General features: G+C 33.2%; 14 protein-coding genes. 7 read left to right on the top strand and 7 right to left on the bottom strand.

The window, feature by feature from the left end; all coding sequences use genetic code 11:
* Window positions 1-7: 7 nt before the first annotated feature.
* The 4 genes from BIW12_RS05875 to BIW12_RS05860 all read left to right on the top strand — a co-directional run bounded on the left by BIW12_RS05875 (window position 8) and on the right by BIW12_RS05860 (window position 7,164).
* The gene (locus BIW12_RS05875) at window positions 8-661 is read left to right on the top strand and encodes a hypothetical protein (protein WP_071184247.1); all 654 of its coding nucleotides are present in this window, start codon (window positions 8-10) and stop codon (window positions 659-661) included.
* The gene (mfd, locus tag BIW12_RS05870) at window positions 654-4,028 is read left to right on the top strand and encodes a transcription-repair coupling factor (RefSeq protein ID WP_071184246.1); all 3,375 of its coding nucleotides are present in this window, start codon (window positions 654-656) and stop codon (window positions 4,026-4,028) included. Before BIW12_RS05875 ends, mfd begins: the two co-directional genes overlap by 8 nt.
* Window positions 4,029-4,178: 150 nt before the next feature.
* The gene (locus BIW12_RS05865; RefSeq protein WP_071184245.1) at window positions 4,179-6,263 is read left to right on the top strand and encodes an ATP-binding protein; all 2,085 of its coding nucleotides are present in this window, start codon (window positions 4,179-4,181) and stop codon (window positions 6,261-6,263) included.
* A gap of 28 nt (window positions 6,264-6,291) precedes the next feature.
* Window positions 6,292-7,164, top strand: coding sequence for a hypothetical protein (locus tag BIW12_RS05860; protein ID WP_157499491.1), 873 nt, complete (start codon window positions 6,292-6,294; stop codon window positions 7,162-7,164).
* A 69-nt stretch (window positions 7,165-7,233) separates the two neighbouring features.
* On the opposite strand, the gene BIW12_RS05855 is transcribed toward BIW12_RS05860, so the two are convergent.
* From BIW12_RS05855 to BIW12_RS05845, 3 genes are all read right to left on the bottom strand, one after another.
* Window positions 7,234-7,890 carry an aspartate kinase gene (locus tag BIW12_RS05855; RefSeq protein ID WP_071184243.1) on the bottom strand — a complete coding sequence of 219 codons (657 nt, stop codon included), beginning with the start codon at window positions 7,888-7,890 and terminating at the stop codon, window positions 7,234-7,236.
* Window positions 7,891-8,008: 118 nt separating this feature from the next.
* Window positions 8,009-8,368 (bottom strand): YraN family protein, encoded by a 360-nt coding sequence (locus tag BIW12_RS05850; RefSeq protein ID WP_071184242.1) that lies wholly within the window; start codon window positions 8,366-8,368, stop codon window positions 8,009-8,011.
* 137 nt (window positions 8,369-8,505) lie between these two features.
* The gene (locus BIW12_RS05845; protein WP_140485698.1) at window positions 8,506-9,405 is read right to left on the bottom strand and encodes a S66 peptidase family protein; all 900 of its coding nucleotides are present in this window, start codon (window positions 9,403-9,405) and stop codon (window positions 8,506-8,508) included.
* A 234-nt stretch (window positions 9,406-9,639) separates the two neighbouring features.
* On the opposite strand from BIW12_RS05845, the gene BIW12_RS05840 reads away from it, so the two are divergent.
* Both BIW12_RS05840 and BIW12_RS05835 read left to right on the top strand, forming a co-directional pair.
* Window positions 9,640-10,743 (top strand): endonuclease/exonuclease/phosphatase family protein, encoded by a 1,104-nt coding sequence (locus BIW12_RS05840; RefSeq protein ID WP_071184240.1) that lies wholly within the window; start codon window positions 9,640-9,642, stop codon window positions 10,741-10,743.
* Between the two features lie 215 nt (window positions 10,744-10,958).
* A complete protein-coding gene (locus BIW12_RS05835) occupies window positions 10,959-11,498 on the top strand; it encodes a 3-hydroxyanthranilate 3,4-dioxygenase (protein ID WP_071184239.1) in 540 nt (179 codons plus the stop codon).
* 150 nt (window positions 11,499-11,648) lie between these two features.
* Here the strand turns inward: BIW12_RS05835 and BIW12_RS05830 are convergent, their stop codons facing one another.
* Complete coding sequence (locus BIW12_RS05830) at window positions 11,649-12,281, bottom strand: hypothetical protein (RefSeq protein ID WP_071184238.1); 633 nt, start codon at window positions 12,279-12,281, stop codon at window positions 11,649-11,651.
* The gene (locus tag BIW12_RS05825) at window positions 12,274-15,339 is read right to left on the bottom strand and encodes an Eco57I restriction-modification methylase domain-containing protein (protein WP_071184237.1); all 3,066 of its coding nucleotides are present in this window, start codon (window positions 15,337-15,339) and stop codon (window positions 12,274-12,276) included. Before BIW12_RS05825 ends, BIW12_RS05830 begins: the two co-directional genes overlap by 8 nt.
* Window positions 15,340-15,499: 160 nt before the next feature.
* On the opposite strand from BIW12_RS05825, the gene amaB reads away from it, so the two are divergent.
* The gene (gene amaB / locus BIW12_RS05820; protein WP_071184236.1) at window positions 15,500-17,053 is read left to right on the top strand and encodes an L-piperidine-6-carboxylate dehydrogenase; all 1,554 of its coding nucleotides are present in this window, start codon (window positions 15,500-15,502) and stop codon (window positions 17,051-17,053) included.
* A 2-nt stretch (window positions 17,054-17,055) separates the two neighbouring features.
* Here amaB and BIW12_RS05815 read toward each other — a convergent pair whose 3' ends face one another.
* Both BIW12_RS05815 and BIW12_RS05810 read right to left on the bottom strand, forming a co-directional pair.
* Window positions 17,056-17,421 (bottom strand): YegP family protein, encoded by a 366-nt coding sequence (locus BIW12_RS05815; protein ID WP_071184235.1) that lies wholly within the window; start codon window positions 17,419-17,421, stop codon window positions 17,056-17,058.
* A 19-nt stretch (window positions 17,422-17,440) separates the two neighbouring features.
* The gene (locus BIW12_RS05810; protein WP_083382166.1) at window positions 17,441-18,625 is read right to left on the bottom strand and encodes a sensor histidine kinase; all 1,185 of its coding nucleotides are present in this window, start codon (window positions 18,623-18,625) and stop codon (window positions 17,441-17,443) included.
* Window positions 18,626-18,648 lie beyond the last annotated feature (23 nt).

Here is an 18,648-nt window from a genome sequence, read left to right as displayed (position 1 = left end):
AATAACGATGAAATACAAACTATCATACTTTCTTTGTTTACTTATCTTATTTACTGCTTGTAATAAAGAAGCGAATCAACAAAGGATTGCCGAAAATGCTAAAGATGCCAAAAAGAAAGAACTCGTTTTTAATAACATAAAAAAAGGCTGGGATTTTTATGACGAGCCTATTAATGAGGCTACTGAGGAAAGTATAAATACCTGGCTTGATTTGCGTGCATTTATGCAGGAATTAGGTCAGAAACCTAAGAAAACAATTAGTGCTTATCAGCAAAAAGCAGCTGCTATTTCTAAGAAAGCAATGGCTTTGAATAATAGTATTCCGGAGTTGTTTAATAAACCTCAGATAAAAAGTCGGGTTTCGGTCTTGATTACCAAGGTACGTTTGCTAGATATGTTCATTCATTTGGATAATATTCCCGATAAAAAAGTGGTGCAATTAGTGGGTGAAATCAACAAAGAATTAGCCACTTTGCAACGCCAAATGGATATTTTGACTGAGAAAAGTAAGATTCCGGTGGAAGAAGGTGAAGACGAAATGAGAAGAATGTTATTGGATTCGGCACGTGCAATACCTAATGGTCCAATGATGCCCAATCAATCCGTTATTCCGCAAGGTACAAGAACAATAATTAATCCAAACGACGCCAGAGTTGAGTAAATCTGCCTTATATACCCTCTACGAAACTTCGCCTAAAACGCAACAAATTGTTGCTTCGTTGCAGGAAAAAAATACAGCAAAACTACATCTTAGCGGTTTGCTGGGTTCGGCAGTTTCTTTTGTGATTCGTTCGGCGTTTAAAAAAGCCGAATTGCCTTTTTTAGTTATTTTAAATAACAAAGAAGAAGCGGCTTACTATTTGAATGATTTGGAACAAATGATAGGTGAGCAGGATGTGTTGTTTTATCCGGCTTCGTTTCGTCGTCCGTACCAAATTGAAGAAACCGATAATGCCAATGTCTTGCTTCGTGCCGAAGTATTAAACCGCATTAATTCCCGTAAAAAACCGGCTGTAATTGTCAGTTATCCCGAAGCGCTTTTCGAAAAAGTGGTAACGCGTCGCGATTTGGATAAAAACACTTTGAAAGTACATGTTGGGGATAAAATTTCGATTGATTTTATCAATGAAGTTTTATTCGAATACGAATTCAAAAGAGTCGATTTTATTACCGAACCGGGCGAATTTTCGGTTCGTGGAGGAATTGTAGATGTATTTTCTTTTTCGAATGATAATCCGTACCGAATTGAGTTTTTTGGTGATGAGGTCGAAAGTATCCGAACTTTTGATGTGGCTACACAGCTGTCGATTGAACAGAAAAAGAAAATCACCATTATTCCCAATGTGGAGAACAAGGTTTTTCAGGAAAACCGTGAGAGTTTCCTGGATTATATTTCGGAGCAAACGGTGATTTTTATTCAGAATACCGAGGATTTATTATCGCAATTAGACAAACAATTTGCCCGTGCTGAAGAAGCTTTCGAGAAATTGTCTAAGGATATTAAACACGCCACTCCGGAGCAATTATTCCTGAATCAGCAGGCGTTTGTAAAACGCGCTTTGGATTTTTCTATTGTAGAATTGGCTTCAAAAGCCATTTTCAGAACTACTAAAAAATTTGAATTCCATATTCAGCCACAACCCTCGTTCAACAAACAGTTTGATTTATTATTGAATAATCTGAGTGAGAATCATTTTAACGGTTATAAAAATTATTTGTTCTGTTCGAATGAAGCGCAGGCAAAGCGTTTTCATGATATTTTTGAAACTTTGGATGAAGCCAATTCGGAGAATATCCGCAAGCAATACAATACCATAGTTTTGCCTTTATATCAGGGGTTTATTGACGAAGAAAACCAAGTTTCCTGCTACACCGACCACCAGATTTTTGAGCGTTATCATAAATTCAGCATCAAAAATGGTTATTCGAAAAAACAAAATATCACGCTGAAAGAATTGACCACGCTTTCGGTGGGCGATTATGTAACGCACATTGACCACGGAATTGGGAAATTTGGCGGATTGCAAAAAATCCAGGTTGAAGGAAAAACGCAGGAAACCATTAAGCTCGTTTATGCCGATAATGATATTGTGTATGTGAGTATCCATTCGCTGCACAAAATTTCGAAATACAATGGAAAAGACGGGACGCCTCCAAAAATATATAAATTAGGTTCGAATGCCTGGAAGGTTTTAAAACAAAAAACCAAGGCCAGAGTCAAACATATTGCCTTCAATTTGATTCAATTGTATGCCAAAAGACGATTGGAAAAAGGCTTTCAGTATGCACCGGACAGTTATTTGCAAAACGAATTGGAAAGTTCGTTTATCTACGAAGATACGCCGGACCAGACCAAATCGACTCAGGAAGTAAAGGCCGATATGGAAAGCGACCGCCCGATGGATCGATTGGTTTGTGGGGATGTAGGTTTTGGAAAAACCGAAGTTGCCATTCGTGCTGCTTTCAAGGCTGTGGATAATAGCAAACAGGTAGCGGTTTTGGTACCAACGACCATCTTAGCTTACCAACATTTTCGTACTTTTTCGGAACGATTAAAAGACATGCCGGTAACTATAGGTTATTTGAATCGTTTTAGAACTGCCAAGCAAAAGACGGAAACTTTAAAAGATTTAGCTGAAGGAAAACTCGATATCGTAATTGGGACACACCAATTGGTCAACAAAAATGTAGTTTTTAAAGATTTAGGATTGTTGATTGTAGATGAGGAGCAAAAGTTTGGTGTGAACGTAAAAGACAAACTAAAAACCATTGCGGCGAATGTGGATACCTTGACTTTGACGGCAACGCCAATTCCAAGAACCTTACAGTTTTCGTTAATGGCAGCGCGAGATTTATCGGTAATTACAACGCCCCCGCCTAACCGTTATCCTATTGAAACCAATGTGGTTGGTTTTAACGAAGAAGTGATTCGCGATGCGATTTCGTATGAAATTCAGCGTAACGGACAGGTATATTTTATCAATAACCGAATTGAAAATATAAAAGAAGTGGCTGGAATGATTCAGCGTTTGGTACCTAATGCCAAAGTTGGAATCGGTCACGGACAAATGGACGGTAAGAAACTCGAAGAACTGATGTTGGCTTTCATGAACGGGGAATTTGATGTTTTGGTGGCTACAACTATTATCGAAAGTGGATTGGACGTACCTAATGCGAACACGATTTTCATTAATAACGCTAATAATTTTGGACTGTCTGATTTACACCAGATGCGTGGGCGTGTGGGACGAAGTAATAAAAAAGCGTTTTGCTATTTTATCTGCCCTCCTTATTCGTCAATGACAGAAGAAGCCCGAAAACGTATTCAGGCTTTGGAGCAATTTAGCGAGCTGGGCAGTGGATTTAATATTGCGATGAAAGATTTGGAGATTCGTGGTGCCGGGGATTTATTGGGTGGTGAACAATCTGGTTTCATCAATGAAATTGGTTTTGATACCTATCAAAAAATTATGAATGAGGCTATCGAAGAATTGAAGGAAAACGAATTTAAAGACTTGTATCCGGCAGAAAATGATATTGAAACCAAAGAATATGTAAAAGACCTGCAAATTGATACCGATTTTGAATTGTTGTTTTCGGATGAATACATCAATAATATTTCGGAACGTTTGAATTTGTATAACGAATTGAGTGCGATTAAAAACGAAGAGGAATTAGTGGTTTTCCAAAATAAACTGATTGACCGTTTTGGACCTTTGCCTCCGCGAGCCAATGCATTAATGAATAGTATCCGTATCAAATGGGTGGCAACGAGAGTTGGAATTGAAAAATTGGTGATGAAACAAGGAAAAATGATTGGTTATTTTGTGTCTGATCAGCAGTCTGATTTTTACCAGTCCAACCGTTTTCATAAGGTGTTGCAGTTTGTTCAAAAACATCCTTCGCTTTGTAAAATGAAAGAAAAACAAACCGCTAACGGTTTGCGCTTATTATTAACTTTTGACAACGTAAAATCAACCCGAAGAGCCTTGGAATTGATGGAGATGTTGGGTGGAAAAGAAGCTTAAAAGAAGTGCTTTTTGGTCTTAATTACAAAGATTTTTGTGATATTTTAATAATTATAGTGTAGAATATCGAATACTTTGTAAACAGGTTAAAAAATTAATTTATTTTTATTAATTTAATTTTTTAACCTGATATAGTCAGCATTTAAATTTATGATATTAAAAAAATCGTCCCCAAAAATACTTTTTTTAATAGTTTCCTCTAGTATTGTTTTTTTGCTGCTATATGCTGTGCTGTTTTATTATATCAACCAAACAGAAAAAGAAGCCTATCGTAATTCGGTTGAATTGTTTGAGAGCAAAGTCAGTCAGTTGTTAATTTTGGAATCAAAACCTATTTTAACAGCCATAAACAATGATACCAATTGGGATGAGTTTGTAGATTTTACAGTAACTAAAGATAGTGTTTGGTATCATGAAACCATTAGTAATGAGCTGGCTATTTACGGAGCTGATTATCTAGGGGCTTATGATAAACACAAGCAATTTATCATTCGCACTCCAACTCAAACCATTAAAACCCTGGATTTTATTCCTAAAGAAGCCATGCTTTATTTGGATAAAGTGGGTATTGGTAAATTTTACCTTCAAATTCCGGAAGGTATTGTAGAGGTAACCGGGGCCACGATTCACGCTTCGGATGACCCACTTAAAACCAAAACTAAAACTTCGGGTTATTTCTTTGCTGCGCGATTGATTAATGCTAAATTCATTAAGAATTTAGAGAATATTACCTCTTCAGCTATCAAAATTATCGATGCCGAAGAAGCTGTTGCTGAACAAAGACATGTGGTAAGTTCGGTTTTTCCGCTGAAAGATTCTAAGGGGAAATTAATAGGCAGACTTCTTTTTGAAAGAAAATTTGAAGTTTATTTTGAAAACACAATCAATATTCTGTATGCCATCATTGTTGTTTTTATTCTCTATTTGATAATAAGTTTGTTTTATACTCAAAAATTAGTTTACAGACCGCTTTATTTGGTTCGGAAAGCTCTTGAAAAAAGCAGTAAAAGTGCCATTAACGAACTTAAAAAAACAAGTGGTGAGTTTAGTTATATTGGAAATTTATTTGAAGAAAACAACAGTCAAAAATTGGATTTGATAAAGGCAAAAATTAAAGCTGAAGAAGGTGATTTGCTAAAAGCTTCCTTTCTGGCTAATTTGTCGCATGAGATAAGAACACCTATGAATGCCATTAATGGTTTTACAGAGCTTATTCTGAATACCGAACTCAGCAAGGAGGAAACTGTTGAGTACCTTAATGTGATACAAAATAACGGTAAAAATCTGGTGTCTATTATTGATGATTTGATAGAAATGTCTAAGATCGATTCCAATCAAATTGCGCCTAATTTTAGCGAAATCAATTTAGAATCCTGTATTGTTGAGCTTTATAAAACAATTAAGGTAACTATTCCTAAGAACAAGAATATAAAATTCAAATTGATAAAAAGTTCCGTTGCCGCCGCTTATAATATTGTTACGGACGAAATTAAACTGAAACAGATTATTATTAATTTACTTACTAATGCTATCAAATATACAGATGAAGGTTTGGTGACTTTTAGTTATGAAATTGATGAAAATGAAAATCGAATCCATTTTACCATTCAGGATACCGGCTCCGGAATTGATGAAGATTATCATAAACACGTTTTTGATCGTTTCAAGCGGGTGGAAAATGATAAGTCAATACAAGTGGGCGGTTTAGGACTGGGGCTTTCTATTTCAAAGGCCTACATAGAAATTCTGGGAGGAACCATTAGCTTAGAATCTGAAGTGGGTGTGGGATCTACTTTTTATTTTTCAATTCCGTTGCAATATGCTAAAGTAGCGCATATAGTGGTCAAGCCAATTAGGGAGAAAGAAGTTGTAAAATCAGAAAATAAAGTGATTCTGATTGCAGAAGATGATAATATCAATTTCTTGTTGTTTCAAAAAATGATGCAAAAAATGTCCTACACCATTATCAGAGCTCATGATGGTCAGGAGGCCGTTGATATTTGTATCAATAATTCAGATATTGATTTAGTGCTGATGGATATTAAAATGCCGGTTATGAATGGTTTTGAAGCCATTGAACAAATAAGACCCATTCGTCCGGAACTGCCTATTATAGCGCAAACAGCTTATTCTTCTTCGGAAGATAAGGTTAAAATTAAGAAAGCCGGATTTGATGATTATATAACAAAACCACTGAACCGGGAACGTTTGTTTGAACTTATAAATACGTATTAGTTAAATAAATTGTATGAAAACAAATTGCATGAAAACAAATTGCAGAATTGGGTTAGTTTTAATGCTAGGATTATTTTCTTTAATAGGATTTTCGCAAGAAACACAACAACAAAACGATACGATTGTTAAGGATAAAAAACTTTTTTTAAATATTGATATTATCAATCGCTATCTCTGGCGCGGACAGTGTTGGGGAGGGAATTATACGGCCATTCAGCCTACTGTTGAATATGAAGTTGTTCCAAAGTTAAGTTTAGGATTTTGGGGAACTACTAATTTTAAAAACGAATATTTTTATCCCGATGGCGAGTCTTTATACAAAGGATATCAGGAAATTGATTTTTATATTAGCTATCAAATTAATGATTTTTTGCAGTTCCAAATTTGGGATTATTATTGGCCTTCGGTAAGCCGGGTAGAAGGAGTAAGCAATAAACTTTTTGATTACGGCCCTACGAGTTCCCAAACAGTAGATGCCATGCTGTGTTTTGATTTTTCTGAGGGTTTTCAATATCCTTTTAATGCCACCATAAGTACCTTAATTGGTGGAAATGATTATCGTTATGATAGCAATGACAATCCTAAACGAAATTACACCACTTATTTAGAACTGGGATATACTTTTAATTTATTCGAAAATTCATCTTGTAAAACACTTCAAAATATTGCATTGGTACCGGTAGCAGGTGTTGTACTGAATAACAAGGCAGAGTATTATAATTTTGCCGATTATGATAGGCCTTCCTGGGTAAATCTGGGAGCAAAAGCCACTAAGGAATTTGATTTAGGCAAAGGAATTACAATGCCATTGTCATTAAATTATGTTCATAATGCCGCAACAGCAAATACCGATTTTTTTGGTAAGGATTTTTTAGTGGCCGGAATTAGTTTTGCGTATTAATAGAAAATTGACATAAAAAAAGCAGGCAATTGAATCAAAATGCCTGCTTTTTGTCTATTTATATCGAAATTAATTCTTCAAATCTTTGATTACTTTGAAAGCAACATCTACTTGTTCTTCGCTAACCAGGATCGTGAATTCATTTGAAGTAGAAATTACTTCGTTGATGATGATTCCTTCCCAAGCCAAACGTTGGAAAATGAAATAATATATCCCTGGAATTACAATGTTTTCTTTTGGTAATTTAACCGTAATAGAAGCCAGATTATCTAGTTTCTGAATCAATTTTTCGTTTGAAAAGTGTTTGTCAACCAGTTTGTTGACCGTGTTGCTTACTACGATGTTGATTTCGTTTACTCCTCTTGACGAAGTGTAAAAAACATCCGGAAAACCGTTGATGTCCGAAATTAATTCTGCCTGTTTGTTTAAAACAGTTTCTGAAACAGCAAAAGTATAATCGGTCAAGGCTGAGCGAACAGTAATTTCACCTATGTTTTTGATTACTTTGTTGATTTTGTGGTTTAATCGAAAGTCCAATTCTTCTGTTAGTCTTTTTAAAGACATTACAACAGCACCCTGTTTTACTTCTTTTCCAAATTCGCTCTCTAATTCCGACATGATGTTTCTGGAAAGAGAGGTTAAATTGATGATCCCAAGTGACAAAGCATTTAATAAAAATGGTTTTGTTTTGATGTAATTTTCGACAATTGAAGAAACAGTTTTCATAATTATATAGGTGTTTATACTTAGTTTTTAATCTGATTTACTTAGATAAATCGTTAAAAATTTAGGCAAAGATAATTAAAAAAACAATTTGTTACAAAAATAACATAAAAAATTATCGTTAAAAGTGATAAAAAGCATCTGTAAGGTGTTCAATTACAAAAGATTTATCGCTTTTTTGGATGGCAATGATGTCAAAACGAACATTAATATCGAGGTTTTTTTCAACTACGTAGTTGTCTATGGCTTTCGTAAGTAGTTTTATTTTTTTTGATTTTACAAAGTCCTGAGGCAGACCAAATTCAATCGAAGAACGGGTTTTTACTTCGATAATAGCGAGTGTGTCTTCTTTTTGGGCAATGATGTCCACTTCGGCTTTTTGAAAAGTCCAATTGGTTTCTAAAATGGTGTAGCCGTCTTTTTGTAAAAAATCAACAGCCAATTCTTCTCCCAGTTTTCCTAATTCGTTGTGTTCGGCCATTGTTGTCTTGGTTTAACATATAAGTCATATAAGTTTTTTGCTCTTATCTGTTCTGTTAGAAGCTAGTTAAAACACAGCTCATATAAGTTAAGTTGAAGTTGAATGCTAACTTATATGACTTATATGTTGAAAGATAATTAATCTTCAAATTTCAATGTGCTTTTTTCCGGAGTAACTTCCATAGAAACTGTACTTCCTAAAATTAAAGCTCTGTTGTCCTGAATGTGTCCTGCCGGGAAATTATAAATAACAGGAATATGGTATTTTTTAGTCACATCTTCAATAATTTGGACAGCATTTTTTCCCCAGGGAATTTCGTTGTCTTTCATTTTTGTCATTGAACCTACCACAATTCCTCTGATGCTTTCCAGACAGCCATTGCGTTTTAAGTTCATCATCATACGATCAATATGATACAGGTATTCGTCTAAATCTTCAATGAATAAAATTTTATCGTTACAATCAATCGCTGATGGAGAACCAAACAAACTGTACAAAATAGACAGATTTCCTCCAACCAATTCCCCTTTGGCAGAGCCAATACGATTCATTGGGTCAGAAGGAATTTCGTAACTCAAAGCTTCGTTAAACAAAGCTTGTCTCAGGGTTTCAATAGCCTCTTTGGTTGCTCTTGGGGCAGTAACAGGCATAATACCGTGAATGGTTTTATAACCTAAAGTATTCAAATGATTGTGCAAAACGGTAATGTCGCTAAAGCCCACAATCCATTTTGGGTTTTGTTTGAATTTGGTAAAATCCAATGTATCAATGATTCTAACCGTTCCATAACCGCCTTTTACACACCAAATGGCTTTGATGTTGGGGTTGTCCAGTTGTGCTTGAAAATCGGCAGTTCTTTCTTCGTCGGTTCCAGCCAGTTGATTGTTATCTAATCCAATGCTTTTACCAAGAACGACTTCAAGTCCCCAGCTACGCATTAAATCAATAGCGGGTTGCAGGTGGTTATCAGTATATTTTCTGGCGGTGGCTACAATGGCAATAGTGTCTCCTTTTTGTAAAGCGGCTGGTGTAATCATTTGTTTTTGGGCTTGACTGTTGAAAGATTGAAAAATAATAATCAGGAATACGCTAATGGTTCGGTTTAAAACTAAAAATCGAGGAGTAGGCATAGTGGTGTTTTTCCTGAATAAATAAAAATTGAGAATGCTTTTGCGAAGCATCAAAACAAAGATAACTAAATTCAAAAATAATTGGTTCCTAATTGTATAAAATGGATTAAATTTACTACAGTCCTTAAAATAGAGTTGGTTATGCGAATACTGAGATTGTTTTTTGTGCTTGCTTTTCTGTTTTTGTTTCGAACAGGCTTTTCACAGCAAAAAAGCTATCGGATTCATACACTGGCTTTTTATAATTTCGAAAATCTTTTTGATACTATAAATGATCCAAGTACAAATGATGATGAGTGGACTCCAAAAGGAGAACAACGCTGGACTTCTAAAAAATACCATCAAAAATTAGAAAATCTCGCCAGGGTGGTACTCGAAATAGGTAAACCGGAAAACGCCAATTCTCCCACATTTATTGCTGGTTCCGAAATAGAAAATCGGGGTGTGCTGGAAGATTTAGTGCAACAACCTAAAATGGCAATGCAGGATTATGGAATCATTCATTTTGATTCACCCGATAAAAGAGGAATTGATGTGGCTTTGTTGTTCCAAAAGAAATATTTCAAGCCTACTTCTTATGCCAATATTCCGCTTTATATTTATAAAAAAGAACTTCAAAATCAGGAATTAGTTTCCGCTTCAGGAGAAGATGATGATGAACTGGTTCAGAACAGTTATGATAACCGGGTTTTTACACGTGATCAACTTTTAATTACCGGTTTTTTAGAAGGCGAAGAGATTCATATCATTGTCAATCACTGGCCATCACGTGCAGGAGGGGAGAAAAAATCAAGTCCGTTTCGGGAAGCGGCTGGAATCTTGAACCGTAAAATAATCGATTCGTTACAAAGAATAAATCCCGATGCTAAGGTGATTACACTGGGCGATTTGAATGATGGTCCCTTTAATAACAGTATCAAGAAAGCGCTTGGAGCCAAAGCAAAAAAGCAGGAAGTTCCTGAATTCGGAATCTATAATCCATTCGAAGAAATGGCTAAAAAAGGCCTGGGAACTATTGCTTTTAGAGATTCTTGGGATATTTTCGATCAAATTTTGCTTACTCAATCATTAATAAAAAGTGATTTTTCGACTTATCAATATTGGAAAGCAGGCATTTTCAACAAAAGCTATTTAATTCAAAATTCCGGGCAATACAAAGGTTATCCCAAACGACATTCGGCTACCGAAGTGGGTTTTAGTGATCACTTTCCCGTTTATATTTATCTGATTAAAGAGGCTAAATGACGTTTTTCAGCTTGTTACACAAAGATTCGCAAAGAAAACGCTAAGTTTCGCAAAGATTTTTTAAAATGAATGCAGATGAAGTTGTTTTTAAGAATTTATTTCAATTTGTTTCTTTGTGTGTCTCTGCGGTTTTCTTTGCGAATCTTCGTGAAACCAAAATTGAAACCAAAATTCTTTTTTTCGTACCTTAGCTTTTCTTAAAAAAACAACTCAAAATGGCAATTTCAAGACCTTTTAACCTGGCCAAATGGATTGATGAAAATCGTCAATTGTTAAAACCACCTGTTGGCAACAAGAATTTGTATGTGGATTCAGGGGATTATATTGTGATGATTGTTGCGGGTCCAAATGCCCGAAAAGATTTTCATTACAATGAAACCGAAGAGTTGTTTTATCAGTTGGAAGGTTTTATTGAAGTTCATATTCAGGAAGACAATGAGCGTAAAGTGATACAGCTAAACGCTGGCGATATGTATCTGCATGCTGCGAAAGTTCCTCATTCTCCCGTTCGTTCCGAAGGTTCCATCGGTTTGGTTATCGAACGAAAAAGAGCCAAACAAGGTTTTACAGATGGTTTATTATGGTATTGCGACAACTGCAATCACAAATTGCACGAAGTCTATTTTGAACTCAACGATATCGAAAAAGATTTCTTGCCCCATTTTGAGAATTTTTACAATTCAGAAAAATTACGAATTTGCGAAAAATGTGGAACTGTTATGGAAGCAGATTCAAGATTCACAGCTAAAAAATAATTTTTTTCAGGAGCCATCCCGATAGCTATCGGGACCCGTTATCCGCTATATCTTTTATCTCGTTTTAAGAACGAGACAAAAGGATGCTGATCCTACTGGGGCTAAAGGAAATTAATAAATAAGAATTTTAATTAAAATTTCTTTAAAAAATTATTTTGAAATAATTTTCATAGAAAAATCTAACATCAAATGGTAAAGTGTAAATTCTTTTTTTGATTTTGTAATATGGGTTGAGATGTAGGAATAATCGAAATTATCAACGAATTTATGTGGATTCAATAATTTGAAAAATTTACAGTTTTCATTAATATCGATTTCTTTAACAACAAAGCCAATCATTGCATTTGCTTCTTGATAAGTGTGATATTTTTCTTCAACAAATCTATTTATACCATCATTTATATATTTATCATTTAGAGTATTTTTATTCTCTGGATTTATTACACCGTCTAATCTTTTACATTCAATAAAATAATAGGGTTTAAAATCGCCCTTCATTGTTTTTATCATATTAAGCACTCTAATATCAACTCTACCTGTTTCTGTTTGAATTTCTTTGTCGAATTTGAATTCAACTATATCTAATTCTTGCTTTAACTTATGATTATCAAGATACAAATCTGAAATAAATAAATCTCTTATGTCATTTTCATTGTTGTTAACTGTAATATTTGAAGTTATTATTCTTAAATAACATTTATAAATTGAATTTAGAATGAATTTTAAGTCCTTTTCTTGATATTCATATTTAAACTTAAATTTAGAAGCATCAACTTTACTCATTACCTATTTTTTTTGGGTTATGTAATGCGTCTATAAATTCTGCTAAATCTAAATATGATAATGCAGGATGCCAAGATTTGTATTGATTTGGTTTTGCAATGTAAAAGAAATCTTCTTCAAACCCTTTCACATCTTTTTGCATAAACAAATTATTACTTAAATTCTCAAAACTTAAATTTGAAATATTTTTCAATAATTCTTTATCTCCCTCTTTTTTCCAAAGGATCTTCTTTTTTTCTTTTGAAGCTTGAGGAATAACTTTAAATTTCATCAATATTGTGTGATTAGAATATAATATCTCTACTTCAAAATATTTATTATCGGAATTAAATCTATTCCCAAAATGATTTATAAATACTTGTGCATAATCTTCAAGTACACTTTCTTTATATGCTATTTTCTTTGAAACATTTTTCTTTTTAACATCGGTACCTTTGAGTAATGGGATGGTTACGGTATTATTATAATTAACTAAATCCTTTTCAGTTATAGATAAATCATATAAATTATAAATTGCATTATTGATTTTATTTTTTAAAACTGCAATTTCATTTTTTATTTCCTGCTTTCTGAAGGTTTCAAATGTTATTTCATTCTCTTCAATAATCAGTTTAGAAATCTGATTAATTTTAGTTTTAAATTCAATATTGTTAGACTCAATCAAAGGAACTGAAAATTTATCATCTTTATCATGTGATTGTTCTCTTTCAATTCCAATCGAAGAGTTTGTTAAAACTAAAAAATAACTAAAAAGTTCAGAGTTAAATAATGCTAAAAGTATATTTATTATGGAAAATCCTTTTTCATCCAATGGTTTAATACCGGTTATAGCATCTGTATATATTACATCATCATAAGATATAGCGGATTTAGCCATAAATGAATTGCTTATCCCTTTGCCAACTAATAAAACGGGATTCTTAAACAATTCCAGTTTTCTCTGTCTATGGACAAATTCATAGTCTGAAAGAAAATTATTTGAATAACTTATGTCAAATGGCTTTAATCCTTTGTTTTTTGAATCTATTGAATATTTAATTTTTTGATGTTCTACTATTGGATTTTTATCTCCTCCACCTATGCTTATTCCTTTACCAAAAATAAAATGAGAAGGATCTGAAATATAATCATAAATGGATTTGTTTGTTTTTAATCTTTTTATAAAGTGGTAATCTAAAATATTACCATAGACCAGGACTTTCCAAATCCAATCTTCGTCTATAAAATAGCTTTGTAGCAACTCTTTGTAATCATATTTTTCAATAACCATTAATTTAAAGGTTTCAAAGAATAGATTTGGTTTTAAAGAAATATGAGTTATGATATTTTTTCTGTTTTCTTCAATATTATCAGATTTACTAAAAAATAGAATAGTTGCAGGCGCGACAGCTTTGTCATTAGATTTATCAAATACTTGATGTCTTACAGAAGACAATTCAAACACTTGACTGATTTTAAATCTACTTAAAAAGTATTTTCTAAAAACTCCTTTTTTTTCTTTCTTTCGGCTTATCTTATATAGTATTTTACTAGTAATTATGAAAGCACATTGTTCAAAATTAAAATCAGAAACTCTAACAAGGAATGCTTCCGCAATTTCTCTATTTTCGATTTCTAAATTACTTTGTTCTTCAATTTTTCTACTCTCAATGTATTTTTCAAATAATTGTTTTTCTTTATTGTGTTTAGTTGCCCAAGGTGGGTTTCCTAGGATAAACTGAAAATGGTTGTTCTTTAAAGTAATGTTATAGTCTCCATTTTTATTAAAAAAATCATCTGCAAAAAAATTAGAATTTATTAAAATAGGGAATTTAAAACCAACAATACTTCTAGGTGTTAAGTAATCTAATAAAGTAATGTAAAGAGAAAAAATAGCTACATTTATTGCGTTTTCATCTTTATCAATACCAAAAATATTGTCTTGAAGTAATTTTTTTAAAGTGTTTTTATATTTTTCATAAGATTCGTCAGTATGAAAATCAGGATTTATTCTTTGATATTGAGTAATAATCTGTCTCAGTGTTTCCACAAGAAAAATTCCTGAACCACACGAAGGATCTAAAACTTTACAATTATATTCACTAGGATTATCTTGAAAATATTTTGTTACTGTTTGTTGTTGGATATAATCTACTAAAAAAAGAGGTGTGTAATATGCTCCTTGTGTAGCTTGGTTTTCTACTCCAATGAATTTTTCATAGACATTACTGATAAATTCTATTGGAATAATTGAAAAATCATAAATATCAAATAGAGATACTTGAGTAATTCCATTTTTTAAATTATCGCCTTTAAGTAGACTAATAATTAACTCTAAATGATTGTCATTTACAAAATCATTTTCATGAATTAGTATATTGTTGATTTCATATTTTAATGGAAATAAATTTCCATTAAAATCATTTCTAACTTGTTTGAAAAAATTATATGCTTTTTCGCTTTCTGATAGAAGATTGTAAAAATCCTCTTTTTGCAAAATTTTATAGCTTTTAAGCTCAACTTTTCGATCAATTAAGTATCTGATAAAAATAACTCGACCTATTAATGAATTGGCTATTTTAGGATGTAAATTACCTTTGTCTTTTGATGTAAGTAAATTTCTTGCATCTTCGATGTTTTTTAATAAAAAATAATCTACTCTGTTTTTGTTTTCAAATTTTGACTTGTATTTCTCCCAAGTTTCACCAGTAATTATTTTGAAATATTCAAAATCTAAAATATCATTTGATTCAGCTAAAGTTTCTAACTCTTTATTTCCTTCAAGTAATTTAAATCCATTTTTTACAATCCATTGATTATTTTGTTTAATAATAATGGCAGGAGATTGGTTGAAGTTCCAAATTTGTTTTTGTAGTATTTCTAAATTTTCTGGATTCTCGAAAAATAAAATTAAGGGTTCATTATTGATACAAAAACAGGCGTCTGGCTTTATCTTAATCAAAGATTCTTTAACTCTATTTGCGAAATTTTTTATTTTATCCTCTTCAATATCAGAAAAATAAATTAACCCGTCTTTTTCAAGTAAGTCTAATTTTTCTAATATTAATTTTAAGCTCATAATTGTATTTTTCTAAACAACAAACTTAAACAATATAATACTTTTTTTAAAAAAAATAAAAAGAATTTAAGGATATATTTTAACCAAAAGTATAATGTTTGTTTTATAACTATCTTTGATTACATATACCAAAATAGAGTAAATAGAAAAGCCCTCATATATGACAACAATAGCAACACAATTCGGAATACAATCCGCTTTAATCCAATTAGGAATCCATGATGTAAACGAAGGAACATCAACAGGAACGAACTCTTTTTCAACAGGAGCAATCCTGGAAAGTTATTCGCCAGTGGATGGTCAATTGATTGCAAAAGTAAAAACCACTTCGGCAGCCGATTACGAAAAAGTAATGCAAGCGGCTACCGAAGCTTTCCAGTCTTTTAGATTAATTCCGGCTCCACAACGTGGAGAAATCGTGCGTCAGTTTGGGGAGAAATTACGTCAGAATAAAGAAGCTTTAGGCAAATTGGTTTCTTACGAAATGGGGAAATCCTTGCAGGAAGGCTATGGCGAGGTTCAGGAAATGATTGATATTTGCGATTTTGCCGTTGGACTTTCCCGACAATTGCACGGTTTGACCATGCACTCTGAAAGACCCAATCATCGAATGTATGAACAATACCATTCTTTAGGCGTGGTTGGAATTATTTCGGCATTTAATTTTCCGGTTGCAGTTTGGTCCTGGAATGCTGCATTGGCTTTAGTTTGTGGTGATGTTTGTGTTTGGAAACCTTCTGAGAAAACGCCACTTTGCGGTATCGCCTGTCAAAATATTTTGGCGCAGGTTTTACAAGAAAATAAATTATCGGAAGGAATTTCGTGCTTAATCAATGGCGATTATAAATTGGGTGAGTTATTGACTAAGGATTCCCGAGTTCCTTTGATTTCTGCTACCGGTTCTACCCGAATGGGGAAAATTGTGGCGCAAACCGTTGCTGCCCGTTTAGGGAAATCCTTGTTGGAATTAGGTGGAAACAATGCCATTATTGTTACTCCGGATGCCGATATTAAAATGACCATTATTGGAGCTGTTTTTGGCGCAGTAGGAACAGCCGGGCAGCGTTGTACTTCGACCCGTCGTTTGATTATTCACGAAAGTGTTTATGATAAGGTCTCAACTGCTTTGGTTGCTGCTTACCAACAATTGCGTATAGGGAATCCTTTGGACGAAAAAAATCATGTTGGGCCGTTAATTGATACAGATGCTGTCGAAAAATACAATAAGGCCTTAGAAAAAGCAGTTTCCGAAGGAGCCAAAATTCTGGTAAATGGTGCAGTGCTTTCAGGTGATGGTTACGAAAGTGGATGTTATGTACAGCCTGCTATTGTTGAAGCTGAAAATTCATTTGAAATTGTGCAATGCGAAACTTTTGCTCCTATTTTGTATTTGCTAAAATATTCAGGAACTGTAGAAAATGCTATCGCTATTCAAAACAGCGTGACACAGGGATTGTCATCTGCTATTATGACGACCAATTTGCGTGAAGCTGAATTATTTCTGTCGGCTTCGGGTTCTGATTGCGGAATTGCTAATGTGAATATTGGAACTTCAGGTGCTGAAATTGGTGGTGCTTTTGGTGGTGAAAAAGAAACCGGAGGCGGCCGGGAATCAGGTTCAGATTCCTGGAAAGTTTATATGCGAAGACAAACGAATACGATTAATTACGGTAGTACGTTGCCTTTGGCACAAGGAATAAAATTTGATTTGTAAAATTAAATCACAGTTTTTAGAGCTGTTTTTATTGATTTTTTTGAATAATTTTCAATAGGAGCATTAGGCGATACAATTTTCACAAGTTGAATTGCGTATTCGCGAGTGGCTTTGTCTTCGAATATTTTGCTTGTGCCTAAAATTTGTCCGTTTGATGATTTGAGGTTGAAATAGCATTCATTGTCAGTAGTTCTTTTTCTGTAGAATTTGGAATCATCCTGAGCATTTCGCTTTATGGATTCGATTACTTTTAAGCACATGGCTTTGTTTTTATAAGCTGATTTTTCCAAAATTACATCTTCATTGTCATTTAGAAATTCATATTTGAATTCGCCATTAGTATTTTTGCTAATTACAAATTTTCCCATTTTGAGTTAATTAAATTGATTAATCATTAAAAGTAATTTTGAAGGTAGTTCCTTCATTTACTTTGCTTTCCACACTAATTTGTCCATTCATGGATTCGATTTGGTTTTTTGTGATATACAAACCGATACCATTTGCATTTTCGTGCTTGTGAAAAGTTTTGTACATGCCAAACAATGAATTTCCGTGTTTTTCTATATCAATACCCAAACCATTGTCTTTGATGGTTAAAACCTTCTTCTGATTTTCTATGAAAAACTCAAACTTGAGTACAGGGAATCGGTCGGGATGAGCATATTTGACAGCATTGGTGCTGAAGTTTAATAAAATACTTTCAAGATAAGCAGCGTTAAAATTGACAGTACTTCCTTTTGGAATTTTGTTTATGATGGTAACGTTATTTTCAAGTCCGTAGTTATTAATTATAGCGTTATTTTTCTCCAGGAAGCTATTCAAATCCAAAGGTTCTTTAATAACGTTTAAGTTGTTTTGTATGTTCACAATTTGAGATAAACGATGGATAGTCTCATTCAAATTGTTTGAAACAGTTCGTAAATGGTTGAGGTATTCTTTGCTTGTTTGTGGGTTTTCTTCACTGTCAATAATATCCAGAAGCATTTTGAAGTTTCCGGCATGTGTGTTTAAATTATGGGCAGTGATATGAGAGAAATTCAATAAACGACTATTGTGTTCGCTGTATCGTTTTATGGTTTGTATTAAGTCTGTTTCTTTTTGGTTTTTTGTGGTTACAGTATCGGTTGTTAAACTGTTGAAAGTAGGATTTAATTCGTTGTTTTTAATAGCGGTAGCACTAAAAAAAGTGGTGTAAAAAACAGTTGTACCTTTGGTGTTTCTTTTTGTTTTAATATAAACTTTAAATAAGTGCAATCCTCCTTTGGGCAGTTGACATCTAAATTCTATTTCTGATTTTTGTTCCTTTTCTTTGAGTTGTAGAAACAAACGAAGTACTTTAATTTTATCCTCTTTGTGAATTCTGTTGTAAACTATAGGCAATATTGTGCCTGAGATAAGATTATTGGGCAATTCGAATAGTTTATATACTGATTTGTCTATTGCTAATTTATGAAAATGATTGTCAGCCGATATTTTGAATATGAACATTTCTTCTGATAAATCTTTAAATAATTTTTCCTGAAAATCATTTGGATTTTTAGAATCATAGCTATTGTGAAAATGTGATCTCATACTATTGTTAGTTTTAGTAAAAT

The organism is Flavobacterium commune (genome assembly GCF_001857965.1).
Taxonomy (GTDB): Bacteria; Bacteroidota; Bacteroidia; order Flavobacteriales; family Flavobacteriaceae; genus Flavobacterium; species Flavobacterium commune.
The sequence above is the reverse complement of the archived record's forward strand: the minus strand, read 5'-3'. Positions and strand labels throughout refer to the sequence as shown.